General features: G+C 71.2%; 22 protein-coding genes. 11 read left to right on the top strand and 11 right to left on the bottom strand.

The genetic code is table 11. From position 1 onward, the window contains the following. Window positions 1-8: 8 nt before the first annotated feature. Window positions 9-1,343 carry a DUF6716 putative glycosyltransferase gene (locus ACIPTO_RS09075; RefSeq protein WP_401190370.1) on the bottom strand — a complete coding sequence of 445 codons (1,335 nt, stop codon included), beginning with the start codon at window positions 1,341-1,343 and terminating at the stop codon, window positions 9-11. A 198-nt stretch (window positions 1,344-1,541) separates the two neighbouring features. Here ACIPTO_RS09075 and ACIPTO_RS09070 point away from each other — a divergent pair, with 198 nt between their 5' ends. From ACIPTO_RS09070 to ACIPTO_RS09055, 4 genes are all read left to right on the top strand, one after another. Further along, window positions 1,542-2,519 (top strand): glycosyltransferase family 2 protein, encoded by a 978-nt coding sequence (locus ACIPTO_RS09070; RefSeq protein ID WP_366316260.1) that lies wholly within the window; start codon window positions 1,542-1,544, stop codon window positions 2,517-2,519. Next, entirely contained in the window at window positions 2,516-3,853 is a 1,338-nt protein-coding gene (locus tag ACIPTO_RS09065; protein ID WP_366316262.1) for a polysialyltransferase family glycosyltransferase, read from the top strand. The genes ACIPTO_RS09070 and ACIPTO_RS09065 overlap by 4 nt, the downstream gene beginning before the upstream one ends. A gap of 229 nt (window positions 3,854-4,082) precedes the next feature. Further along, window positions 4,083-5,267: an acyltransferase family protein gene (locus tag ACIPTO_RS09060; protein WP_401190367.1), complete on the top strand. Its 1,185-nt coding sequence runs from the start codon at window positions 4,083-4,085 to the stop codon at window positions 5,265-5,267. 216 nt (window positions 5,268-5,483) lie between these two features. Further along, entirely contained in the window at window positions 5,484-6,398 is a 915-nt protein-coding gene (locus ACIPTO_RS09055; protein WP_401190365.1) for a class I SAM-dependent methyltransferase, read from the top strand. Here the strand turns inward: ACIPTO_RS09055 and ACIPTO_RS09050 are convergent. Continuing rightward, window positions 6,385-7,035, bottom strand: coding sequence for a TetR/AcrR family transcriptional regulator C-terminal domain-containing protein (locus ACIPTO_RS09050; protein WP_366316265.1), 651 nt, complete (start codon window positions 7,033-7,035; stop codon window positions 6,385-6,387). The genes ACIPTO_RS09055 and ACIPTO_RS09050 overlap by 14 nt on opposite strands. A 71-nt stretch (window positions 7,036-7,106) precedes the next feature. Between ACIPTO_RS09050 and ACIPTO_RS09045 the strand changes: the two genes are divergently transcribed. After that, complete coding sequence (locus ACIPTO_RS09045; RefSeq protein ID WP_401190363.1) at window positions 7,107-8,519, top strand: FAD-dependent oxidoreductase; 1,413 nt, start codon at window positions 7,107-7,109, stop codon at window positions 8,517-8,519. Here ACIPTO_RS09045 and leuE read toward each other — a convergent pair whose 3' ends face one another. After that, a complete protein-coding gene (gene leuE / locus ACIPTO_RS09040; RefSeq protein ID WP_366316269.1) occupies window positions 8,520-9,176 on the bottom strand; it encodes a leucine efflux protein LeuE in 657 nt (218 codons plus the stop codon). Window positions 9,177-9,309: 133 nt separating this feature from the next. Here leuE and ACIPTO_RS09035 point away from each other — a divergent pair, with 133 nt between their 5' ends. Then, window positions 9,310-10,125: a L,D-transpeptidase family protein gene (locus ACIPTO_RS09035; protein WP_401190361.1), complete on the top strand. Its 816-nt coding sequence runs from the start codon at window positions 9,310-9,312 to the stop codon at window positions 10,123-10,125. A 203-nt stretch (window positions 10,126-10,328) separates the two neighbouring features. Here ACIPTO_RS09035 and ACIPTO_RS09030 read toward each other — a convergent pair whose 3' ends face one another. The 8 genes from ACIPTO_RS09030 to ACIPTO_RS08995 all read right to left on the bottom strand — a co-directional run bounded on the left by ACIPTO_RS09030 (window position 10,329) and on the right by ACIPTO_RS08995 (window position 17,989). Continuing rightward, window positions 10,329-11,501 (bottom strand): hypothetical protein, encoded by a 1,173-nt coding sequence (locus ACIPTO_RS09030; protein WP_401190359.1) that lies wholly within the window; start codon window positions 11,499-11,501, stop codon window positions 10,329-10,331. Next, window positions 11,501-12,163 carry an RNA polymerase sigma factor gene (locus ACIPTO_RS09025; protein ID WP_366316275.1) on the bottom strand — a complete coding sequence of 221 codons (663 nt, stop codon included), beginning with the start codon at window positions 12,161-12,163 and terminating at the stop codon, window positions 11,501-11,503. Before ACIPTO_RS09025 ends, ACIPTO_RS09030 begins: the two co-directional genes overlap by 1 nt. Before the next feature lie 272 nt (window positions 12,164-12,435). After that, a complete protein-coding gene (locus tag ACIPTO_RS09020; RefSeq protein ID WP_366316277.1) occupies window positions 12,436-12,630 on the bottom strand; it encodes a hypothetical protein in 195 nt (64 codons plus the stop codon). Then, window positions 12,623-13,288, bottom strand: a complete 666-nt coding sequence (locus tag ACIPTO_RS09015) for an RNA polymerase sigma factor (protein ID WP_366316279.1) — start codon at window positions 13,286-13,288, stop codon at window positions 12,623-12,625. The genes ACIPTO_RS09020 and ACIPTO_RS09015 overlap by 8 nt, the downstream gene beginning before the upstream one ends. A 181-nt stretch (window positions 13,289-13,469) precedes the next feature. Next, complete coding sequence (locus ACIPTO_RS09010) at window positions 13,470-14,945, bottom strand: MFS transporter (RefSeq protein ID WP_401190356.1); 1,476 nt, start codon at window positions 14,943-14,945, stop codon at window positions 13,470-13,472. A gap of 114 nt (window positions 14,946-15,059) precedes the next feature. Next, entirely contained in the window at window positions 15,060-15,464 is a 405-nt protein-coding gene (locus ACIPTO_RS09005; RefSeq protein ID WP_401190354.1) for a hypothetical protein, read from the bottom strand. 111 nt (window positions 15,465-15,575) lie between these two features. Then, window positions 15,576-16,145, bottom strand: coding sequence for a hypothetical protein (locus ACIPTO_RS09000; protein WP_366316285.1), 570 nt, complete (start codon window positions 16,143-16,145; stop codon window positions 15,576-15,578). Between the two features lie 188 nt (window positions 16,146-16,333). Beyond that, on the bottom strand, window positions 16,334-17,989 hold the full coding sequence (locus ACIPTO_RS08995) for a glycoside hydrolase family 20 protein (protein ID WP_401190352.1): 1,656 nt from the start codon (window positions 17,987-17,989) through the stop codon (window positions 16,334-16,336). 219 nt (window positions 17,990-18,208) lie between these two features. On the opposite strand from ACIPTO_RS08995, the gene ACIPTO_RS08990 reads away from it, so the two are divergent. From ACIPTO_RS08990 to ACIPTO_RS08970, 5 genes are all read left to right on the top strand, one after another. Continuing rightward, on the top strand, window positions 18,209-18,712 hold the full coding sequence (locus tag ACIPTO_RS08990) for a 2-oxo-4-hydroxy-4-carboxy-5-ureidoimidazoline decarboxylase (RefSeq protein WP_366316289.1): 504 nt from the start codon (window positions 18,209-18,211) through the stop codon (window positions 18,710-18,712). A gap of 296 nt (window positions 18,713-19,008) precedes the next feature. Beyond that, a complete protein-coding gene (gene sdhC, locus ACIPTO_RS08985; protein WP_078652359.1) occupies window positions 19,009-19,389 on the top strand; it encodes a succinate dehydrogenase, cytochrome b556 subunit in 381 nt (126 codons plus the stop codon). 9 nt (window positions 19,390-19,398) lie between these two features. After that, complete coding sequence (locus tag ACIPTO_RS08980; RefSeq protein WP_366316291.1) at window positions 19,399-19,890, top strand: succinate dehydrogenase hydrophobic membrane anchor subunit; 492 nt, start codon at window positions 19,399-19,401, stop codon at window positions 19,888-19,890. 24 nt (window positions 19,891-19,914) lie between these two features. Next, window positions 19,915-21,669, top strand: coding sequence for a succinate dehydrogenase flavoprotein subunit (gene sdhA, locus ACIPTO_RS08975; protein ID WP_366316293.1), 1,755 nt, complete (start codon window positions 19,915-19,917; stop codon window positions 21,667-21,669). Next, window positions 21,669-22,448: a succinate dehydrogenase iron-sulfur subunit gene (locus tag ACIPTO_RS08970; RefSeq protein ID WP_366316295.1), complete on the top strand. Its 780-nt coding sequence runs from the start codon at window positions 21,669-21,671 to the stop codon at window positions 22,446-22,448. The genes sdhA and ACIPTO_RS08970 overlap by 1 nt, the downstream gene beginning before the upstream one ends. Window positions 22,449-22,591: the final 143 nt, after the last annotated feature.

Genomic DNA, 22,591 nt, shown 5'->3' with positions numbered 1-22,591 from the left:
CGGGGCGTTCACAGCTCCCCCATCCGGCGGATGACGGGCGCCACGCGCTGCACTCCGTGGCGGTAGGCGCCCCGCGCGGCCCGGCGGACGATCTGCCGGACGGGACCGGGCGCCTTGTCCGCGGCCGGGGCGCCGGGCAGCGGGGTGCCGTCCGGGCCGAGGTGGTGGCGGGCGAGGATGCCGGGCAGATAGCCGGGGGCGGTCTCGGGCGTGTAGTAGGGGGTCAGCGGCGCCATCCCGTCGCCGGCCAGCAGCTCGGCGATCCGCTCCCTGGCCGCGTCGAAGGCCGTCTCGTACGACCCTCCCCCGGAGGCGGAGCCCCCGGCCATGACTCCCTGCCGGGCCACCCACTCCGGGTCCGGCACCGGCTTGAACCCGGCGTCGAGCTGTTCCCAGGAGGCCAGGCAGCCGGAGCCCACGAAGTGGTGGTTGCCGAGCCCCTCGCGGATGCCGAGGTCGGTCAGCACGACGGTGGGGATACGGCGGTGCAGGGACTCCAGGGCGGCCGTGGAGCTGATGGTCACCAGGAGGTCGGTGCGGTCGAGCACCTCGCCCATGTGCCCGTACACCAGGCTGAAGTTGGCGGGGAGGTCCTTGCCCTGGACCAGCTTCTGGTAGGGCAACTCCTCGATGTGCGTGGTGTGTTCGCCGGGCTTGGAGCGCAGCTTGAGCAGCACCTCGCGGCCCGGGTGGAAACGGGCGTGCTGGATCGCCCGGTTGAGCAGGTAGTCGCGGTCCCTACGGTTGTCGGGCACCGAGGGCTGCACGGCGAAGACGACCGTGTAGGGGTCGTGCTCGCCGGTGTACATGTCCCCGCCGAGAAACGGCAGGGCGACCTCGGTCACCGCCGAGGAGTCGGCGCCGACACCGTCGTAGACCGCCGTGAAACGGTCCGCGTCCTGGCGGGAGTTGGCGAGCACGAGGTCCGCGCCGTGCCGCAGCAGCAGGCCGTCGGTGAGCTTCTCGTAGACGACGCCGACGTAGCCGGTGACGACCACGGGCCGCTGGGCGCGCCCGGCCCAGACGCGGGCCAGACCGTGCAGCATCGCCTGGACCCCGCCGCCGACGAGGGAGAGCACGAGGATGTCGTACGGCTCCGACTCGTTCTCCATGGCGCGCAGGAACTCGACGGCGGTCACCTCGCGGAGGGAGTCGGCGGTGACGCCTACTTCCTTCAGCTGGCGGGCTGTTGGGGTGGCACGACCCCGCAGGAGGTACCCGTCCAAAGAGATGTCCGAATTCGCCGGAGCGATGCGGTTCGCGGTGAGCGAACCCCATTTCCACCGGGTGTCGGAATCCGCGAGGACGGCGACTCGCAGGGTCTGCGTTGCACTTGCTGGCACACCGAAGACGCTAGGAAGCGATTCCGTTGATCGGCCCAACCCGAGGGCAACAAACGGTTAACAGCGCGCCGCCGAATGGCGAATCAGGGCGCGGGCGGCGCGAAAAACAACCCGCTTCACTGCTTCGCCACGCGGCGTTCATCCAATATCAAGGTGAAGGTAAAGACGGATGACGGGCCGCCCCCTAACGTCGACTGCGTGGTCAAGCTCTCCGTCATCGTGCCGTTCTACAACGTGCAGCAATACGCGCCCGACACGCTCAAGAGCCTGCGGGCGAACGCGCGTGCGGACTACGAATTCATCCTCGTCGACGACTGCTCGCGCGACGGGACACCCGACATTCTCGCGCGCGCGGAGCGCGAGTTGCCAGGCGCGGTGTATGTCAGACACGAGAAGAACGGAGGACTGGCGACCGCGCGCAACACCGGCATCGACAAGGCCCGGGGGGAGTACCTGACGTTCCTCGACGGGGACGACTGGCTCGCTCCCGGCTACTTCCCCCAACTGGTCAACTCCATCGAGGAGTTGGGCTGCGACTTCGTGCGCACGGACCATGTCCAGTGCACCGCGCGGGCCCGCACCGTCAACCGCGTGCCGCACGGCAGGCGCGGAGTCGTGATGAGTCCGCGCGAGGCGATCCTGCCCGCCGACCGGTCCACCTCCGTCGACTACGCGTTCGCCTGGGCGGGGATCTACCACCGCCGGCTGGTCGACCGCGGCCTGCTCCACTTCACCGACGGGCTGCGCACGGCCGAGGACCGGCCGTGGATCTGGAAGCTGCACCGGGAGGCGGAGTCGTTCGCCGCGGTGAGCCTGCTCGGCGTCTTCTACCGCCGCGGGGTCGCCTCCTCGCTCACCCAGATCGGCGATGTCCGCCAGCTCGACTTCATCCGCGCGTTCGACCAGGTCATCGAGGAGACGGCACAGGACAGGGACGCGGCGTCGCTGCTCCCCAAGGCCGTCCGCACCTATTGCGCGATCATCTCCCATCATCTGGGATCCATCGAAAGGTTCGAGCCCGCGGTGGCGAGAAAACTGAAGTCGATGAGCGCCGTCGCCCTGCGGCGCATGCCGCAGGACGTGGTGGACGAGGCACTCGACTCCATGGACATACAGCGTGCGACGAGGCTGCGCCGGCTGCGCCGCCGTCCCGCCGCCGCGGGGGCCGCCGCGTGACCACCCAGATCTTCCTGGCGTCGACGCTGTACGGCACCGCCACACTCGCCGCGGCCCTCGACTCCGACTGCTTCCGCCCCGCCGACCGGCGCATCCTGCTCGTCTGCAACAACGCGGCGACCCCCGAGACCACACCCGGTCTCGACGAGGCGCCCGGCTTCGAGCGGCTGCGGGAGCGCTTCGACGACGTGAAGTCGTGGAACGAGACCATCTCCCCCTTCCATCCGGGCGGCTGGGCCCCGCGCCTGGACGACGTCCCGATGTGGGAGCGGCATCTGCGCCTCCTGTGGGACCTCGGTGACGACCCTGTGGAACTGGCCGTCGAGTCGATCCAGGTCAACCCGGCGCTCGGCGTGGCCCAGATCTTCACCGGCGCACCCGTCACCGTCTACGCCGACGGCCTGATGAGCTACGGCCCGACCCGCAACAAGATCGACCCGCTGGTCGGCACCCGCGTCGACCGTCTGCTCCACCTGGACCTGGTGCCGGGCCTGGTGCCGCTGCTCCTCACCGAGTTCGGGGTCGAGCCGGAGATCGTGCCGACCGACGCCTTCGTGAAGGTGCTGTCCGAACTCGTGGACACCGCCGAGGAGTTGCCCGCACTGCCGGACCAGCCCGCCCTGCTGCTCGGCCAGTACCTCTCCGCGCTCGACATCCTCACCGCCGAGGAGGAAGAGGACCTGCACGTCCGGATGCTCCGGGGCGTGGTCGAACTCGGCCACACCCGCGTGGTGTTCAAGCCGCACCCCTCCGCGCCGGCCCGCTGGTCGCGTGCGCTGGAGCAGGAGGCCGAGCGGCTCGGCGCCGACCTGACGGTGCTCGACACCCCGGTCCTGGCCGAGGTCCTCTACCAGCGGCTGCGGCCCGTCCTGGTCGTCGGCTGCTTCTCCACCGCCCTGCTCACCGCGGGCGCGCTGTACGAGCTGCCGGTGGCCCGGGTCGGCACGGCCACCCTGCTGGACCGGCTGACGCCGTACGAGAACAGCAACCGGGTGCCGGTGACGGTGGTCGACGCGCTCCTGCCCGAGCTGACGGACCGTCCGGCGGTCGCCGAGCAGCGCCGGGGCATGGACATCGGCGCGCTGAACGAGCTGGTCCAGGCGGTCGGTTACGCGATGCAGCCGAAGATCTACCCGAATCTGCGGCCGGCCGCCGAGGCCTATCTGTCCCGGCGGCTGAACGCGCACAGCTGGCGCTACTTCAAGCGCAAGCGGCTCACCTCGCTGGCGCTGCCCGGCGCGGTTCCGGCCCAGCTCGCGTTCATCCCGCGCAACGCGACGGTGCGCCGGGTCGCACGGCGCGCGCGGCTGCTGAAGCGGACCGTCAGCCGCTGACACCCGGCACGGCACAGGGCGGGACGGCTCCTCGGGAGCCGTCCCGCCCTGTGCGTGCCCGCGGTACACGGGGTCCGTTGCGGTGGCTCCACGAGGTTGGGTACGCGAAAACGAAACCTGGGTGAACTCCCGCGGACGGGGTGACGAAGGGTCGCGTCCGGAGCGCAAACCCGCCCGGATGTCGGACTAGTGTGCTGTGACCCAGCAACGTCCCACCGAGGGGAAACCTGTGATCGACACGCCCGCGGACACTCGGGAAAACCCGACGGGCAACGTGATCCGCGCCGTCCTGCCGCCGACCGCCGACACGCTTCCACCGTCCGACCCGCCGAAGCCTCCCCGGCGCCGGGAGAGCCGCCTCCGGGCCCTGGACGGCCTGCGTCTGGTCGCCGCGCTGATGGTGGCCGCCTACCACTACGGCGGCCGTGACGGTGACGTCACCAAGGCGTGGGGCTCCTCGCCGAAGCACCAGTTCCCCACCCTGCACCTGCTGTTCTCCTACGGCTGCCTCGGCGTGCAGGTGTTCTTCGTGATCAGCGGCTTCGTCATCTGCATGAGCGGCTGGGGCCGCCCGCTGCGCTCCTTCTTCGCCTCCCGCGCCTCCCGGCTGCTGCCCGCGTACTGGGCGGCGCTGCTTCTGGTGACGGCGGTCTTCGCGCTGCCGATGGTGGCGTACAAGGCCGCCGCGCCGAGCGACCTGCTGGTCAACCTGACGATGATGCAGATGCCGCTGGGCGTCGACCGGGTGCTCGGCGTCTGCTGGACCCTGTGGGCGGAGATCCGCTTCTACGCGCTGTTCGCCCTGTGCATCGTGCTGCCCGGCGCGAACCGACGCCGGGTGATCATGTTCTGCGCCTGCTGGACGCTGGCTGCGGTGATCACGCAGGGCGCGAAGTCACCGCTGCTCGACATCATCGTGATGCCCGAGTACGCGCCGTACTTCATCGGCGGTGTCGGCCTCTACCTCGTGCACCGCGACCGCAAGGACGTCTACGCGTGGGGCATCGTCGCCGTCAGCTGGCTGATCGGCCAGCACTACGCGGTGGCGAGCCTGTGGCACTCGCCCAACACGACGGCCTTCTCCAACCGCTCCGCCTGGGGCATCATCCTGGTCGTCACCTTCGGCTACGTCGCCGTCGCGGCGATCGCCCTGGGCTGGCTGCACTGGGCGAACTGGCGCTGGCTGACGGTCGCGGGGGCGCTGACGTATCCCTTCTATCTCGTCCATGAGCATCTGGGCTGGGTCGTCATCAAGGCCTATCACCAGTCCCTGGGCATTCCGTCGTACGCGACGTTCCTCCTGACGGTGGTCACGATGCTCGTCCTGGCCTGGCTGCTGAACCGCTTCGTCGAGAACCGGCTGACACCCGTACTGCGCTCGGCCCTGTCGAATCCCCCGGGTGCGCGCCGCTGAGGATTTCAGCGTCGGCGATTCCGCATGTGAAAGGGGGGCATCCGAGAATTTCCCGGACACCCTCCCTTTTTCATGGCGCTCGTACACCACACGTACAGGAATTGGTCTGCCGTTCACTTCTCCGTCCGTTTCACCGGGCGCCGTTGGGCAGATGCTGGGGAGTCCCGCACTGGCTCAATCCGGCCGGCCCGTCCGTACCAGGGAGTGTTCTCGACAATGACCCTCGTACCCCGCACGATACGACCGCCCCGTCGATTCGAGGACGTTCCCGGGTGGTTCCCCGTTCTCGACCAGGTGCTGTTCGAGTGGTTCCTGGACCGGCAGGAGTCGACGGGAACGCGGGGCGATCTGCTGGAAGTCGGGGTGTACATGGGCAAGAGCGCGATCTGTGTCGGCCGGCACCGCCAGGACGGCGAGCGGTTCACCGTGTGCGACCTCTTCGAGGGCGACGCGCTCGACGAGGCCAACCAGGCGGAGGCGACGAAGTCGTACGCCTCCCTGACCCAGCGCACGTTCGAGGAGAACTACCTCGCCTTCCACGAGGAGCTGCCCCGGGTCCTGAAAGGCCCGAGCAGCGTCGTCCCGGCGGAGGTCGCCCCCGCGAGCTGCCGGTTCGTCCACATAGACGCCTCGCACCTCTACGAGCACGTCCGCGACGACATCGGCGCCGCCCAGGACGCCCTGCTGCCCGGCGGGATCGTGGTCCTGGACGACTTCCGCTCGGAGCACACGCCCGGTGTCTCCGTCGCCGTCTGGGAAGCCGTGCTCACCAGGGGCCTGCGCCCGATCTGCCTGAGCACCCAGAAGCTCTACGGCATGTGGGGCGACCCCGAGCCGCTCCAGGACGAGCTGCTGGAGATGGTGCGGGGCCGCGAGGACTGTCACCTGAGCATCCAGCAGGCCGCCGGACACCGGCTGGTCCGCTTCAAGTCCAAGAAGGGCATGCAGGCCCCGCCGTTCCCGCCGTCCCGGTTCGCGGACGAGCCGGTCCCGGAGGAGCCCGTGGAGCGGCCCGCGGCGGTCACCGCGCCGCCCCGCCGCAAGGCCCGCAGCCGCACCCGCCGTCTCGCGGCCGACGTGCTGCCGCCGATCCTGACGCGCGCGATCCGCAACGGCCTCAGCAGGTCCTGAACCGCGCCTCGATACCGGCGACGATCAGGTCGAGCCCTTCCTCGAAGTGCCGGCCGTAGTTCTCGAAGATCTCCGCGCCCGCCGCGGCCGACAGGGGGAAGTCGGCCATCAGGCGGGCGCGTTCGTGTATGTCGTAGCCCTCGCGCCGCTCGTCGGGCAGGGGCGTGACGCCCTGCTCCTCGCTGACGAAACCGATCGTGAAGAGGTACGAGGTGGAGGTCGCGCGGACCGCCTGGGCGAGGGTGAAGCCCGCCTCGGTGAACAGGCGCAGGGTGCGTTCCATCTCCACCGCGTGCAGGGTGCCGGTGAAGCGGGAGCCGCTGAAGACCTTGGCGCCGTCGCGGTAGCCGAGCAGCGCGTCGCGCAGGGCGCGGTTGGACTTCAGCAGCCGTTCCTGCCAGGTGTCCTCCGAGGCGAGCGGGGCGTCGGCGACCATCCGCCGGTACATCTCCGTGGCCATCTCGTCGAGCAGCGCCTGTTTGTCCTTGAAGTGCCAGTACAGCGCGGGCGCCTTGACGTCGAGTTCGCGGGCGATGGCGCGCAGGGTCAGCCCGTCGAGGCCGACCTCGTTCAGCAGCTTCAGGGCGGTGTCCGCGACGCGCTTGCGGTCGAGGGGGGTGCGTCGTTCCGTGCTCACGGTTGACAACTTAACACCGTTAAGGCCATGCTCGGGACCACCGGCACTTAACAGCGTTAAGGAGAAGGATCGTGACCGAGCACCTGGACGTACTGATCGTGGGCGCGGGCCCCACCGGACTCGCCCTCGGCGTGGACCTCGCCCGGCGCGGGGTGGACGCGCTGGTCGTGGAGCGCGGCCCGGAGCTGTCCCCCGGCTCACGCGGCAAGGGCATCCAGCCGCGCACGATGGAGGTCTTCGACGACCTCGGCGTACTGGACGCGATCCTCGCGGCGGGCGGCGAGTACCCGGTCGGAATGGTCTGGCAGGACGGCGAGCGGGTCGCCGAGCAGAGCATGTTCGACCCGGCCGAGACCACCGAGGACTCGCCGTACGGCGCCCCGTGGATGGTGCCCCAGTGGCGCACCCAGGAGATCCTGCGGGCCCGGCTCGACGAACTGGGCGGCCGGGTGTCCTTCGGCCGCGAGGTCACCGGCCTCAGCCAGGACGAGGACGGCGTGACGGTCGCCTTCGCGTCCGGCGCCCCCGTCCGCGCCCGGTACGTCGTGGCCGCCGACGGCGGCCGTTCGGTGATCCGGCGCGGGCTCGGCATCGGCATGACCGGCGAGACCGTCGACCCGAACCCGATCCTGGTGGCCGACGTCCGTATCACCGGCCTGGACCGCGACAACTGGCACATCTTCCCGCCGCGCGGCGACGACGGCTTCCTCGCGATCTGCCCGCTGGCCGGCACGGAGGACTTCCAGGTGATCGCCCAGATCCTGGACGACAGCACGCCCGACCTGTCCCTCGACGGCGTACGGAAAATCGTCGCCGCCCGCTCGCACCTCGCGCCCGAGTCCCTCACCGAGATCCGCTGGAGCTCCGACTTCCGCCCCCGCGCCGCCCTCGCCGACCGCTTCCGGCAAGGCCGGGTCTTCCTCGCCGGGGACGCGGCCCACGTCCACTCGCCGGCCGGCGGACAGGGCCTCAACACCAGCGTCCAGGACGCCTACAACCTGGGCTGGAAGCTGGGCGCGGTCCTGCGCGGCGAGGCTCCCGCGAGCCTGCTCGACACCTACGAGGAGGAGCGGCGCCCGAACGCCGCCGAGATGCTCGGCCTGTCCACCAAGGTCCACCGGGGCGAGGCCCGCCGCGGCGAGGCGACCCGTCAACTGGGCATCGGCTACCGGGAGTCGACGCTCACGACGGAGACCCGGGCAGCGGGCGGGGGCCTGCGCGCCGGTGACCGCGCACCCCACCGGACCGTCGCGGGCGTACGCCTCCTCGACGCCTTCCGCGGCCCGCACTGGACCCTGCTCGCGCTGGGCACGAAGGCACCGGCGATCGGCACCGGCGACACCGTGCGGGTCGTGGAGGGCCCGGCGGCCGAGACGTACGGCACCGTTCTCTTCCTGGTCAGGCCCGACGGCTACGTCGGCTGGGCGGGCGACACGGACGGCGGTCTGACGGAGTACGCCGAACGCTTCGGCCTGAACGGCTAGTCACACGGAACTGGCCAGGGACAGCTTCACCGCGAAGCCCAGGAAGAGCGCCCCGGCCGCCGAGGTCGCGCCGGCCGCGAGACGCCTGCGGCGGCGGAAGGCGGTCGCGAGCCGGGTGCCGCTGAAGATCAGGGCGCTGAGGTACAGGAAGCTCGCCAGCTGCGCGAAGGCGCCGAGCACGACGAACGACAGCGCGGGATAGGCGTACCCGGGGTCGACGAACTGAACGAAGAAGGCGACGAAGAACAGGATCGCCTTCGGGTTGAAGAGGCTCACCACGAAGGCGCGGCGGTAGGGCCGTTCCTCGGCCGCCTCGGCGACGGGAGCCGGCTCCGCCGCCGCCCGCTCCTTGCGGCTGCGCCACATCGACCACGCGGCCCGCATCATCCCGATCGCGAGCCAGGTCAGATACCCGGCCCCCGCGTACTTCACGATCCCGAACAGCACGGCGTTGGCCTGCAGCAGCGAGGCGACCCCGGCCGCGGAGAGCGTCATCAGCACGGTGTCGCCGCACCAGACACCGGCGGCGGCCGTGTACCCGGCACGGGTCCCGCGCCGCGCGGCGACCGAGAGGACGTACAGCGAGTTGGGACCGGGCAGCAGGACGATCAGGACCAGGCCCGCGAGGTAGGTGGGGAGATCGATGACACCGAACATGAGCACGAGTGTCGCACGCGGACGCGTGGCCCCACAGCCCTTCGCGCGCCCCGCCCCGGCCCCCGTTCGCGACCCGCCGTCCGGGGGTACGACGCCGGTGAGACGACGGGGGTGCGCGATGCGTACTACGGGCATGGGAAGAGCGCTCGCCGCCGCCGCGGCCCTGTCGGCCCTGGTGACGGTGTGCGGCTGTACGGCGCAGGGCGCGGACGGCGGACACCGTCTGCCCGTACGCATCGAACTCCCCGGCGGCAGCGGCGGCCGTACGACCGCCGGTGACGGCAAGTCCTCCGCCGTCCCGGCCCCCGCCCGCCCCGCGGACGTCCTGTGGGAGCGCGGCGACAGCGGCACGGACGTGCGCGAACTCCAGGCGCGGCTCCGGCAGGTCGACTGGCTCTTCGACGGCCCGACCGGCTCCTACGACGACCTCACCGAGCAGGCCGTCGCCGGTTTCCAGGGCAAGCGCGGGCTGCCGAGGACGGGCCGGACCGACCGGGTCACCTGGCAGCGGCTGGTGAGGATGACGCACGAGCCGGGCAAGTGGGACCTGTACCTGATGGGCGGCCAGCCCGCCGGCGCCCCCGACCCGCGCTGCCTGACCGGCCGGGTGCTCTGCATCGACAAGACGAGCCGCACCCTGCGCTGGATGATCGACGGCCGCACGGTGTCGACGATGGCCGTCCGGTTCGGCGCGCAGTACACCCCGACCCGCGACGGTGTGTTCCAGGTCTACTGGAAGGCCCGCACCTGGGTGTCCACGCTCTACCACTCCCCCATGCCGTACGCGATGTTCTTCAGCGGCGGCCAGGCGGTGCACTTCTCGTACGACTTCTCGATGCGGGGTTACGCGGGCGGCTCGCACGGCTGTGTCAACGTGCGCGACGAGGCGGCGATCGCGAGCCTCTTCGCCCAGGTGCGGACGGGCGACAAGGTCGTCGTCCACAAGTGAGGGTGAATGAGGCGCGAGCGGGACCGGGGGAACGTGTCCCGCCCGCGCCAGGTGCACGAGCCGTAGGTACGGGGGGAACCCCGGCTCAGTGCGTTGGCCGATGACCAGTCGGCTTATTCAGTACTGCGCCGCCCGGGCCGAAAACGTCACACCCCGCGCGAAAAAAGTTCCACGCCTCACAGAAGCGCAGGTCAGAGCACGGGTCAGAGCGCGCTGTACGACGGGCTCGGCGAGACAGCCCGGCCACTGGCGGTGGTGTGCGCCGACGGGTGCCGGGTGATCGGGGCGAACCCCGAGGAGCCCGAGGACCCCGCCGGGCCCGGAGCGGCGGCGCCGTTGTCCAGGTGCCCGCCGCCCCCACCGCCGGCGCTGCCACCACCACTGATGCCGTTGCCGCCACCACCCGGTGCGATCGGGGATATGTGCCCGTCGTCGTCACCGCCCTGGCCGCCGGGACCGTTCTGGTCGTTGCCCTGAGCACCGCCGTTCCTGCCGGTGCCGGTGCCCTTTCCGGTGCCCTTGCCGTCCGAACCGGCGCCGGTGTGCTTGAGGACGCCCTTGCAGTACGTCCACACATGGGTCGTGCCGCCCGCGGCACCCTCCAGCGCACGCTTGCGGCCGGAGGCCAGGGGTGTGCCGTCGCGCACCGCGCGGCAGGACGAGGCGACCCCGCGCCACCAGGTGCCGGAACCGCCGGGCGTGCCGTCGCCGGCCTCGGCCGACGGCGTCGGCTGCGCGCCGCTCCCGGCGGCCTCGCCGGAGGAGTCGTCCGAACCGGCACCCGCCGTGGGCGTGCCCGAGCCGTGCGTGTCCGTCGGCGAGGGCGAGACCGGGGTCCGGTCGGGCGGCACGGCGGCGGAGATCGAGGCGCCGGGCGTCGGTTCGTCGCTGAAGGGCGACCGCAGGGCCCCGGTGCCGGCCGCGACCGCGACCCCGCCGAGCATCCCGGCGGCGAGCACGGCGGTCAGCCCGAACCGCACGGGTCTTCCCCAGCGGGAACCCGGCACGGCCGAGGCGGGCCGCCCGAGCCGGACGAGTCCGGCGTCCGATGACTGCGCGGCGTGCGCGGAGCCACGTCCGCCGAAGCCGGCCCGCGCCACGTCGTGACCGCTGCGCGCGGCCCGGAACGCCGTCAACGCGGCGTCCTCACCAGGGAGTTCGACCTTGGTCTGCGGGGGTTCCACGGCCAGCGCGCCGAGGGTTCTGGCGAGCCGTTCGGCCTGGTCGCGGGCGGCCGGATCGACGGCGTCGAGGGACTCGCCGCGCAGCAGCAGTTCGGCGGTCTCGCGGTCCAGCCATCGGCCGGGGGTCCGGCCCGCGGCGGAGCCGCCGGCGGATTCGGTGTCCCCCGGAAAAGCAGAGCGCTCGTCGGCCATCACATGTCCTTCTGCGTCCGCGCACGCGTATGCGTCACAGTGGCGGACGTCACCGCGCGGTCGCGCGGGTCTCGCTGGGGCGGCAGGGCGTCGAGTGCCTCGGCCGATTCCGGGTCTCCGCCGAGCAGTTCCGCGAGCCGTTTCAGACCTCGGTGCGCGGCCGTGCGGACGGCGCCGGGCCGCTTGCCGAGGGTCTCCGCGGCGGTCTTGGCGTCGAGGCCCATCACCACCCGCAGGACGACGGCCTCGGCCTGGTCCTGCGGCAGCTGGGCGATGAGGGAGAGGGTGAGGTCGGTGGCCAGCGCCTCGATGGCCTCGCCCGCGGTGTCGGACTCGGCGGCGCGGCCGGTGAGTTCGGTCTCGTCGCCGCCTATCGCGGGGCGCCGGCCGCGCATCCGTATGTGGTCCAGGGCGCGGTTGCGGGCGATCCGTGCCGCCCACCCGCGGAACCGGTCCGCGTCCCCGCTGAACCGGTCGAGGTCCCGGGCGATCTGCAGCCAGGCCTCGGACGCGACGTCCTCGGCGTCCGGATCGCCGACCAGCGTCCGTACGTATCCGAGCAACCGTGGATGCACCGTGCGGTACACAGTCCGGAACGCGGTCTCGTCCCCGTCCTGTGCCGCAAGCACCGCGGCGGTCAGCTCCGCGTCGTCCCCCAGCACGTGGTCCCTCGAATGGTGTCGGTCGCGTCCGCACTCCGGCGCGAAAGGCACGTTACGACCTGAAACTGTTCCTCGTCCATGTCCGTACAAGATGCAACTACCTGGTTCGCCGCCATGGTGTGACAGAAAACGCACTCGTGGCGCTGTAGGGAGTACGGGCCGCCGCGCGGCCCGTACCGCGCGACGGCCGGGGCCTCTCCTGTGGGGGGTGGCGGCTCCGGCCGTCTCCGCGATGTCCCCCGCGCACACCAGGTCCGGCCCCGGTGATCCCCTCACCCGGCCCCGCCCGGCCGCCAGTCGTCCTCCCTGCGCGTCGGCGCCGACGGACACCCCGCGTCCCGTACGGCCCGGAAGGCGGCCACCGCCCGACGCTCCGCCTCACGGTCCACGTCCCCCTCGCGCAGCGCCGCGCCCAGCAGCGCCGGGAGCCCCGGAGGACCCGCGCATCCCGCGTCGTGATCAGCCATGCCCGTCCCCGTCCTTCTCCGTGTCCTTCTCCGAGTCCCTCTCCGGATCCCGCGCCGAGCCCTTCGCCGGGTCCGTCTCCCGCTCCAGGACGCCCAGTTCGCGTGCCAGCCGTCTCAGCCCACGGTAGGCGGCCGTCCGCACCGCCCCCGGCCGCTTCCCCAGCACCCGCGCGGCGGCGGGCCCGTCGAGCCCCACGACCACCCGCAGCAGCACGGCCTCGGCCTGATCCCGCGGCAGCCCGCGGACCAGCCCGAGGGCGTACGCGGTGGAGAGGGACTCCAGCGCCTGGTCGTGGGTGCTGTGCGGGCCGGGCAGGTCGAGTACGTCCGGTTCGAGCGCCGCCGGCCGGGGCCGCACCCGCTGCCGCCGCAGATGGTCGAGCGCCCGGTGCCGGGCGATGGTCGCCGTCCAGCCCCGGAACCCCGCCCCGTCGCCCCGGAACCGGCCCAGGTCGCGGGCGATCTCCAGCCACGCGTCGGACGCCACGTCCTCGGCCTCGGCGCCGACCAGCCCGCGCAGATACCCGAGCAGCCCGGGCTGCACGAGCCGGTACGCGACGGCGAACGCCCGCTCGTCGCCCTCCTGGGCCCGCGCGACGGCCGCGCCCAGTTCCCCGTCGTACGCGTGCCCGCGCCGGGGCTCGCCTGTCTGGCCCAAGGACTGTCCTCGTCGGTACCGGTGCGCGAAGGGCCCGCACCGAGAACGGCGGGACCCGTGCCGGGCGCGACGCTCCCCCCGCACCCCTCATCGCCCTCAGCGCCGCCCCGCACCGAAACGTCACAGCCCGCGGCCCGCCCGATCCGGACCTCGTCGTCCGTCGCGAACGGGGACAGGGGCCCTAGAGGGTGGTGTCCACCGGCTGTTGGGGGAGTTCCTCCGCGACCGTGCCCGGTGTCGGCACCCGGTCGGCGTTCACCAGGACGCCCGCGATGAGCGCGGCCAGGAGGATCGAGGCCATCGCCCACCAGGTGGCGACGTTGAAGCCGTGCACCGCGGCCTTCGCCTCCAGGAGCCGCCGGTCGGCGCCGGAGGCCGCGTGGGCAGTTGCGTAGCGGGTGGTGACGGAGGCGGCGATCGTGTTGAGGAGGGCCGTGCCGATCGAACCGCCCACCTGCTGGGCCGTGTTGAAGGTCGCGGACGCGGCGCCGGAGTCGCGGGGCGCGACACCGCCGGTGGCCAGGGACACCGAGGTCATCATCGCCGTGCCCATGCCGAGGCCGAGCATCAGCATGCCGGGCAGGATGTACGTGGCGTACGCGGGCTCCACCCCGACCTGGGCGATCAGCGCGAGCGCGCCCGCCGCGAGCAGCAGGCCCGGGACCATCAGGGTGCGCGGCGGCACCCTGTTGAGCAGCCGGGCCGCGATCTGGGTCGAGCCGGTGATCATGCCGACGGTGATGGGGAGATAGGCGACGCCCGTCCTGACCGGCGAATAGCCGAGGACGCGCTGCATGTAGTAGGTGAGGAAGAGGAACACACCGAACATGCCGACGGTGACGAACAGGATGGTCAGGAACGCCCCGACCCGCTGACGGTCCTTCACCACCGCCATCGGCAGCAGCGGCACCCGCGCCCGCGTCTGCCAGAACCCGAACGCGCCGAGCAGCACGACCCCGGAGCCGAGCAGTGTCAGGACCAGTCCGTCGCCCCAACTCCGCGACTCCGCCTCGGAGAAGCCGTAGACCAGGGTCAGCATGCCGAGGGAACCGAGGAGCGCGCCCGGTATGTCGAGGTGCGCGTCCGGGTGCCGGGCGCTGTCGCTGAGCAGGAACCAGGCGCCGGCGAACGCGACCAGCGCGATGGGGACGTTGACGTAGAGGCACCAGCGCCAGTCCAGGTACTGGGTGAGGAAACCGCCGGCGAGGAGCCCGACCGCCGCTCCCGCGCCGACGATCGCGCCGAACACGCCGAAGGCCTTGCCCCGGTCCTTCGGGTCGGTGAACGTCGTCGTGAGCAGCGACAGCGCGGAGGGGGCGAGCAGGGCGGCGAAGACCCCCTGCAGCGCCCGGGCGCCGAACAGCATGCCCTGGTCGGCGGCGGCGCCGCCGAGCGCGGACGCGGCGGCGAAGCCGATCAGCCCGATCATGAAGGTGTTCTTGCGTCCCGCGAGGTCCGCGATCCGGCCACCGAGCAGCAACAGCCCGCCGAACGCGAGCGTGTAGGCGGTGATGACCCACTGCCGGTTGCCGTCCGACATGTGGAGGTCGACCTGCGCGGACGGCAGCGCGATGTTGACGATGGTCATGTCGAGGACGACCATCAACTGCGCGAGCGCGATGACGACCAGCGCCCACCAACGACGGTTCTCGGCCATATGCCCTCCCCGGTCCGGCGGCCGCCCTCATCGTCCTCCCGGACCCGGCCCACGGGGAACGCGGGCGTTTCTTATTACGCCGATTTTGCCGAACTCCCGTTCCTCGCAACTCCCCTACCGCCGTGCGCCGTTCACCGCGTCCCGGCACAGCAGCCGCAGCGACCCGTCGCCGCCGAAACACCGCCGCGCCTCGTCGATGGGATCCCACAGCCGCCCCTCCGGCGTCCGCAGCCAGTGCTCGCCCCCGGTCGCCCACCACTCGCCGCCGGTCTGCCGCGCGATCACCTCACCGGCGTAGGCCCCGAACCCGCGCAGCTCGCGCTCCATGGCGGCGTACGGCGCGCCCTCCCGCCGTATCTCCTCGATCAACCGGTCGACCCGCCACAGGCTCCGCGCCGAGTAGTCGAGCCGTACCCGGGCTCCTTCGCGCATGGTCGCCACGGTGTCCGCGGCCCACCGCACGGGCTGGGCGGCGGCGGAGGGCCGGCGCGTCGTCTGCTCTGTCAGCTGCTGTGTCATCACACCAGGAGAAGCATGGCGGGGCGGTGTTCCGGCACCCCGATCCGGACATTTCGCCGGACCCGCGCAGGACCGCCCCACCCCCACCGCACGACGGTCACAGACCGCCGCTCAACTCCGCCCGCGCGCCCGCCGCGAGACCACCGCGCGCAGCACCCGCCGCCCCTCGGTCGACACCGCGAGCACCTGCCGCAGGCCGCCCGAACCGGTCCCGTCGAGGAGTTCGAGCACGGCGATCTGCCGGCGCAGTTCGGCGGCGACGAGCGGGGACATGCCGTCGGTACGGCCTTCACGGCGGCCCTCGACGTCATCGGCGCCGCCGGCCGGGACCATGACCTCCAGCAGCCGGTGGATCCGCAGCGAGTCGAGCGAGCAGGCGTCGGCCCACGCCCGCACCCCGGTGCCGGCCGGGACCGGCGGCGCGCTCGCGAGCATCGTGCGGGCGAGCCGGACGGCCTGATCCTCGCCGGGCTCCTCGAAGAGGGCGGGGAGCTTGGCACGGGCCTGCTCCAGGGACTCGCCCCACGTCTCCCCCGCGGCGCCGTCCGCGAGGCTCGTCCACACCGGGCGCAGCACCTCGTCGTCCCCGCCCAGCAGCGGCACGCACCGATCCAAACAAGCCAGTCCGCCTGCGGCCAGCGCACGATCGTCGGCCTGCGCGATCAGTTCCACCAGACTCATCCAGACCTCCCTCGGCGGGGCCCCTCCCCTACGGAACCCGCTTCTCCCCTGACAGCGCGCCCCACCCCGGGAGTGTCACACGGGACGCCCCCGCGCAGACAGAGAAAACGGAAGAAGAGGTTTTCGGCCAACGGGCCGGGATCTCCGCGGGACGGCCGCCCCCGTCGGCCCGCCTTCCCGCGCGCCCGTCAACCCACCTTGTCCGCAAGGGACTTGAACTGGGTCCAGGTCAGCGACGGTGTCCCCGGGTCCCAGAGTTTCTGGATCGTGGCGCGCAGCGGCATCCGGATGCCTGCCGCGACCTGGTTCTGGGTCTGGGAGCCCGCGAGGTCGCACCAGACCGCGAAGGAGCCGCCGAGGATCTGGGCGTCGTACTTCGCGGGGACCGCCGTCGTGCCGCGCAGCACGCGCGGGGTCCACTGCTCGTAGATCCGCTGCCCCGTCGGGTAGACGAAGGTCTGCGGCTCGCCGAGGACGTAGTACATGTACTCGTCGTTGTAGTTGAGGACCTTGCGTCCCGCGCTCAGATAGGCGACGGGCTGCCGGGCGCCGATCTCCTTGCCCGTCCAGTAGGCGACCTGGAGGTCCTTGGCCGCCTGCACGGACGTGCCGGCGAAGAAGCCGTCGTTCCACACCCGCATCGTGCGGTCGTGGTTGCGGACCGTGTCGGCGCGGTCGTTGAGCCAGCCGGTGGTGAGGTCGGCGACGGTGCCGCCGGAGCCGTAGGCCTTCACCGCCTCGGACGCCAGCTGCGGGAAGGACGCCTGGGGGTTGGCGACGGTGAGTGCCTGGTACTCGTCGCCGCCGAGGTGCCACTGGTCGCCGGTGAACAACCCGGCGTACTCGTCGAGGAGTTCGTCGACGATCGCGGCGGACGCGTCCTTGGAGATGTCGATCGCCCCGCGCGTGGCGACCCCCGACACGTTCCGCAGCTGGAGCTCCGGATGGGCGGCGATCACCGCGCCGAGGTGTCCCGGGGAGTCGATCTCGGGGACGACGGTGATGTGCCGGGACGCCGCGAGCGCGACGATCGACTTCACCTGGGCCTTGGTCAGATGGTCCTTGGAGACGATCTCGGGGTGGGTCGTGGACTGGATCCGGAAGCCCTGGTCGTCGGAGAAGTGCAGCCCCAGTTCGTTGAACTTGAGGTCGCCCAGCTCCCGCACCCGGTCCTCGATCCAGGCCGCGGTGAACGGCTTGCGCGCGATGTCCAGCATGAACCCCCGCCGCGGCTTGGCGGGCTGGTCGTGCACGACGCCCTCCGGCGCCGTACCGCCGCCGTGCACCTCCTGCTTGAGCGTGCGCGTCCCGTAGAACACGCCCGCGTCCGAGGGCCCGCTGATGGTGACCCGTCCACCGCGCACGGTCATCGCGTACGACTCCGGGTTCGCGCCCTCGTCGTCGTTCAGCGCCAGTCGTACGTCCCCGGAGCGCACGTCGCTCGACTCGCCGCCGTAGGTCAGCCCCAGCTCACCGGCGATCAGCCGCCCCTCGTCGGCGAGATCGGCGTCGTCGACCACGACCCGGTCCCCCTTCGCGGGCCGCCAGCCGGGGCCGCGCGCGGGGGTGTGCGAGCGCACGGCCGGGATGGTGCGGGGCGCCTGCGACAGCGGATACGACCGGGTCGGACTCGGCGTCGGCGAGGCGGAACCGGAGGCCGCGCCCCGTGAGGCGGCGGAGGTCTCGTCGCCGGACCCGACCGACCCGCCTCCCTCGTCACCGGAGGCCGCCCACAGCCCGAGGCCCACCCCGCCCGCGACCACCGCGGTGGCGGCGGCGACCGCGATCAGCCCCCGCCGCTGCTTCCCCTGCTTCGCCGACGAGCGGCGCCTGTGCTGGCTCACGGCGCCAACCTACGGCCCCGGGGGGACCGCGGGTGTCCACCACACGTTCCGAAACTCTCCCGTCCGGGTGAAATTCGGGCATCCGTCGGACACCTCATGACCACTCCCGATAATCTGCCGTCGCACCTTTTCACCACCTCCCCTGCCGCACCATCCGCGACGCGAGGATCCACACTGCCTGCGCACCGCCTTCCCCAGCTCCCCGACCTTCCCGGCCGAGTGGCCGTCCCGGCGCTGCCCGAACAGTCCCGCACCTCGCACTCCCCGTACTCCCTGGACGCCTTCAACACCGCGCCGGCCGACGACGTACGGCACACCCTGCTCGCCTGCCTCCGCAGCCACCGCTGGTCCCACCGTCTCACCGACCACCGCCCCTACCCCGACCTCGACGCCCTGCTCGCCGCGTCCGACGAGGCGTCGTACGACCTGACCCCGGGCGATCTGACGGAGGCGCTGGCCGGCGAGTCGCTGCCCGCGCTGCCCGCCGACTCCTACGAGGCGGCCCATATGGCGCTGGACGCGGCCCACGCGGCGTACGAGGCGAGATTCGGCCACGTGTTCGTCATCTGCGGGGACGGCGTGGCCCCGGACGAGGTCCTCGACCACGTCCTGGCAGGCATCCGGTCACGTCTGGCCAACGATCCGGAGGAGGAACGGGTGGTGGTGGCGGAGGAACTGCGGCGCCTGGCGAGAGGGCGGCTGCTGCGTTCCTTCGGCTTGTGAGGGCGTCCGGCCTCCAGGGGGCGCGGGGCTGTGACATGTGCGGCTCCGCCGCGGGGCGCGACCGGCCACCACCGCGCCGCACCCGGCATTCAGCACAATTCCCCACCCCGCCGGCCGCCCGGAACTAGCCCGTACGTGCACCTTTGGGTGCCAGTTTGATCACACGGGCAGGCCCGCTGTAAGACCGGCGTCAAGGGCTGGATACGATGCTGAGGGCCGGAGGACCGTACCCGGCCGGGCCCGACCGACAGAGAAGCCGGCGCGGCCCTAAATCCCCGCTCCCGGAGGGTTCTTCCGTGCCGGCTGGAACGCTGTACCGCGGCCGGGAAGGAATGTGGTCCTGGGTGGCTCATCGAGTCACCGGCGTCCTCATCTTCTTCTTCCTGTTCGTACACGTGCTGGACACCGCTCTTGTGCGTGTCTCCCCCGAGGACTACGACAAGGTCGTAGCCACCTACAAGACGCCGATCGTGGCACTGCTGGAGTACGGCCTCGTCGCCGCGATCCTCTTCCACGCACTCAACGGCCTGCGCGTCATCGCCGTCGACTTCTGGTCGAAGGGCCCGCGCTACCAGAAGCAGATGCTCTGGTCCGTCGTGGGCCTGTGGCTCGTGCTCATGCTCGGGGCGATCTACCCCGTGCTCGGCCACGCCGCTCGTGTTCTGTTCGGGAGCTGAGGCAGACGCATGTCAAACAACACCGTCACGACTGAGACCGCGTCGGGCATCGGGCCGGTCGAGAGCGCGTCCGTCTACACCGTGGACAACCCCGCGCCGCTCATCGAGGCCCCCCGCAAGCGCACCCAGAAGACCCCGAAGTCCACCCGGGGCAACTTCGAGATGTACGGCTGGCTCTTCATGCGCCTGTCCGGCGTCGTGCTGGTCGTCCTGGTCCTCGGCCACCTGCTGATCCAGCTCGTCCTGGACGGCGGCGTCTCCAAGATCGGCTTCGCCTTCGTGGCCGGCCGCTGGGCCTCGCCGTTCTGGCAGGTCTGGGACCTGCTGATGCTCTGGCTCGCGATGCTGCACGGCGCGAACGGCCTGCGCACGGTCATCAACGACTACGCGGAGCGCGCGAACACCCGGCTGTGGCTCAAGGGCCTGCTCTACACCGCCACGGTGTTCACCATCCTGCTGGGCACGCTGGTGATCTTCACCTTCGACCCGAACATCCGTTAGGCAACGGGGCTGAGGAATTTCCTGATGAAGATCCACAAGTACGACACCGTCATCGTCGGCGCCGGCGGCGCCGGTATGCGCGCCGCGATCGAGTCGACGAAGCGCAGCCGCACCGCGGTCCTGACGAAGCTCTACCCCACCCGCTCCCACACGGGCGCCGCGCAGGGCGGTATGGCCGCCGCGCTCGCCAACGTGGAGGAGGACAACTGGGAGTGGCACACCTTCGACACGATCAAGGGCGGTGACTACCTGGTCGACCAGGACGCCGCCGAGATCCTGGCGAAGGAGGCCATCGACTCGGTCCTCGACCTGGAGAAGATGGGCCTGCCGTTCAACCGCACGCCCGACGGCACGATCGACCAGCGCCGCTTCGGCGGTCACAGCCGCAACCACGGCGAGGCCCCGGTCCGCCGGTCCTGCTACGCGGCCGACCGCACCGGCCACATGATCCTCCAGACGCTGTACCAGAACTGCGTCAAGGAGGGCGTGGAGTTCTTCAACGAGTTCTACGTCCTCGACCAGCTGATCGCCGACGTCGACGGCGTCAAGACCTCGGTCGGCGTGGTCGCGTACGAGCTGGCGACCGGCGAGATCCACGTCTTCCAGGCGAAGGCCGTGATCTACGCGTCCGGCGGCTGCGGCAAGTTCTTCAAGGTGACGTCGAACGCGCACACCCTGACCGGTGACGGCCAGGCCGCGGTGTACCGGCGCGGGCTGCCGCTGGAGGACATGGAGTTCTTCCAGTTCCACCCGACCGGCATCTGGCGCATGGGCATCCTGCTGACGGAGGGCGCCCGCGGTGAGGGCGGCATCCTCCGCAACAAGGACGGCGAGCGCTTCATGGAGAAGTACGCGCCGGTCATGAAGGACCTCGCGTCCCGTGACGTCGTGTCCCGCTCCATCTACACGGAGATCCGCGAGGGCCGCGGCTGCGGTCCCGAGGGCGACCACGTCTACCTCGACCTCACGCACCTCCCGCCGGAGCAGCTCGACGCCAAGCTGCCCGACATCACGGAGTTCGCGCGCACCTACCTCGGTATCGAGCCGTACACGGACCCGATCCCGATCCAGCCCACCGCGCACTACGCGATGGGCGGCATCCCGACGAACGTCGAGGGTGAGGTCCTCACCGACAACACCACCGTCGTCCCGGGCCTGTACGCGGCCGGCGAGGTCGCCTGCGTGTCGGTGCACGGCGCCAACCGCCTCGGCACCAACTCGCTCCTGGACATCAACGTGTTCGGGCGCCGGGCGGGCATCGCCGCGGCGGAGTACTCGCAGAAGGCGTCCTACGTCGAGCTGCCCGAGAACCCCGCGCAGCAGGTCGTCGACCAGGTCGAGCACCTGCGCAACTCCACGGGCACCGAGCGCGTGGCGGTCCTGCGCCGCGAGCTGCAGGAGACCATGGACGCCAACGTCATGGTGTTCCGCACCGAGCAGACCATCAAGACGGCCGTGGAGAAGATCGCGGAGCTGCGCGAGCGCTACCGCAACGTCTCGATCCAGGACAAGGGCCGCCGGTTCAACACGGACCTCCTGGAGGCCATCGAGCTGGGCAACCTGCTCGACCTCGCCGAGGTCATGGCGGTCTCGGCGCTCGCCCGCAAGGAGTCCCGCGGCGGTCACTACCGCGAGGACTACCCGAACCGCGACGACGTCAACTTCATGCGCCACACCATGGCGTACCGCGAGGTCGGCGACGACGGCACCGAGTCCATCCGTCTCGACTACAAGCCGGTCGTCCAGACCCGCTACCAGCCGATGGAGCGTAAGTACTGATGGCAACCCCTGTTCTGGACAAGGAAGAAGCGGCCGGCCAGCCCGAGCCCGGCTTCGCCGACTCCCCCTACATCACGGTCACCTTCCGGATCCGCCGCTTCAACTCCGAGGTCTCGGCGGAAGCGGTCTGGGAGGACTTCCAGCTGGAGATCGACCCCAAGGAGCGCGTGCTCGACGGTCTCCACAAGATCAAGTGGGACCTCGACGGCTCGCTGACGTTCCGCCGCTCGTGCGCGCACGGCATCTGCGGTTCGGACGCGATGCGGATCAACGGCAAGAACCGTCTCGCCTGCAAGACCCTGATCAAGGACCTCAACCCCGAGAAGCCGATCACGGTCGAGCCGATCAAGGGTCTGACGGTCCTGAAGGACCTGGTCGTCGACATGGACCCGTTCTTCCAGGCGTACCGCGACGTCATGCCGTTCCTGATCACGCACGACACGAACGAGCCGACGCGGGAACGCCTCCAGTCGGCGGAGGACCGCGAGCGCTTCGACGACACCACGAAGTGCATCCTCTGCGCCGCGTGCACGTCCTCGTGCCCGGTGTTCTGGAACGACGGCCAGTACTTCGGCCCGGCCGCCATCGTCAACGCGCACCGCTTCATCTTCGACAGCCGTGACGACGCGGGCGAGCAGCGCCTGGAGATCCTCAACGACCGTGACGGCGTGTGGCGTTGCCGCACGACCTTCAACTGCACGGACGCCTGCCCGCGCGGTATCGAGGTCACGAAGGCGATCCAGGAAGTGAAGCGGGCACTGATCACGCGCCGCTTCTGAGGTCGTTCTTCCGTACGGTCGCGAGGGCCCCGTTCCCGGGTGGGGAACGGGGCCCTCGCGCGTGCGTGACACCCGCGGGGGCGAACGCGGTCGTCACGATTCCCGTGCCTCCGGCAGGACGAGGCGGCACCGACCGTCCCGTC

Source organism: Streptomyces sp. NPDC090083 (assembly GCF_044747445.1).
Classification (GTDB): Bacteria; Actinomycetota; Actinomycetes; order Streptomycetales; family Streptomycetaceae; genus Streptomyces.
The sequence above is the reverse complement of the archived record's forward strand: the minus strand, read 5'-3'. Positions and strand labels throughout refer to the sequence as shown.

What these genes read in the sequence shown, in the direction of transcription:
- ACIPTO_RS09035 (WP_401190361.1), top strand. Translation starts at nt 9,310, where the DNA reads ATGGGAAGAGCGCTCGCCGCCGCCGCGGCCCTGTCGGCCCTGGTGACG.
- ACIPTO_RS09000 (WP_366316285.1), bottom strand. Translation starts at nt 16,145, where the DNA reads ATGAGTCTGGTGGAACTGATCGCGCAGGCCGACGATCGTGCGCTGGCC.
- ACIPTO_RS09010 (WP_401190356.1), bottom strand. Translation starts at nt 14,945, where the DNA reads ATGGCCGAGAACCGTCGTTGGTGGGCGCTGGTCGTCATCGCGCTCGCG.
- ACIPTO_RS09020 (WP_366316277.1), bottom strand. Translation starts at nt 12,630, where the DNA reads ATGGCTGATCACGACGCGGGATGCGCGGGTCCTCCGGGGCTCCCGGCG.
- ACIPTO_RS09055 (WP_401190365.1), top strand. Translation starts at nt 5,484, where the DNA reads ATGACCCTCGTACCCCGCACGATACGACCGCCCCGTCGATTCGAGGAC.
- leuE (WP_366316269.1), bottom strand. Translation starts at nt 9,176, where the DNA reads ATGTTCGGTGTCATCGATCTCCCCACCTACCTCGCGGGCCTGGTCCTG.
- sdhA (WP_366316293.1), top strand. Translation starts at nt 19,915, where the DNA reads ATGAAGATCCACAAGTACGACACCGTCATCGTCGGCGCCGGCGGCGCC.
- ACIPTO_RS09030 (WP_401190359.1), bottom strand. Translation starts at nt 11,501, where the DNA reads ATGGCCGACGAGCGCTCTGCTTTTCCGGGGGACACCGAATCCGCCGGC.
- ACIPTO_RS08980 (WP_366316291.1), top strand. Translation starts at nt 19,399, where the DNA reads ATGTCAAACAACACCGTCACGACTGAGACCGCGTCGGGCATCGGGCCG.
- ACIPTO_RS09005 (WP_401190354.1), bottom strand. Translation starts at nt 15,464, where the DNA reads ATGACACAGCAGCTGACAGAGCAGACGACGCGCCGGCCCTCCGCCGCC.
- ACIPTO_RS08970 (WP_366316295.1), top strand. Translation starts at nt 21,669, where the DNA reads ATGGCAACCCCTGTTCTGGACAAGGAAGAAGCGGCCGGCCAGCCCGAG.